Source organism: Rhizobacter sp. P3_B12 (assembly GCF_056402895.1).
Map to the genome: position 1 here is coordinate 1 of NZ_JBFUGN010001644.1, position 702 is coordinate 702.

1 protein-coding gene is annotated in these 702 nt (G+C 63.9%); it reads left to right on the forward strand.

Features of this window, described 5'->3' with window-relative positions:
* Nucleotides 1-263: sensor histidine kinase (locus AC1D01_RS37435; RefSeq protein ID WP_477874986.1), on the forward strand; the 263-nt coding region annotated here is incomplete at its 5' end.
* Nucleotides 264-702: the final 439 nt, after the last annotated feature.

A 702-nucleotide genomic window follows, 5' to 3' on the forward strand; every position in this document is an offset into this window, starting at 1 on the left:
ATGCCATGGTGTTCACCGTCGAGGACAACGGCATTGGCATCTCGCCACGGGCCTTGCTGGAAGTCTTCGACCCGTTCGTGCAGGAACAGCATGCGGTGAAGTTCAATGGCGTCGGCTTGGGACTGGGCCTGGCGGTGGTGCGCGAGCTAGCCGAAGCCCATGGCGGCAGCGTCGAGGCGAGCAGCGCCGGGCTTGGGCAAGGCAGCCGCTTCGTCCTCAGGATCCMGATTCGCGATGGAAGACGCTGGACCGAGGCTTCATGACAACCACCGCTTGGTGGCCTGCCTAGTCACCTTGAAGCTGGGGAGAAACTGCCTTCAAGCTGGTACCCGGTCGCGGCTGCCGGCGAGGGTTCTTCTGTCGGAACTTACGAAGAWCAACCGCGGCGCGGTGGCCGCAGGCCGGATCCCCAAACTGTCACATATACAGTACTTGCCCGCGCAGACGCCGGGAGACTGCGGTGTTGGACGGACGGCGCCCAATGAGACACCGAATGACAACTAAGCCAATGGTGGTGCGGCCAAGCCACCGGCTCCGCGATCCGACTGTTAATCCGTAGGTCCCTGGTTCGAGCCCAGGTCGAGGAGCCAGTATTGACGGGGCCCGCAGCGATGCGGGCCCTTTGTCATTGGGCGGGCCGATACACGTCCTTCGCCAGGAACTCCTGGAGCAAGGACCAGCCCTTCGGCCACTCCCCGACGC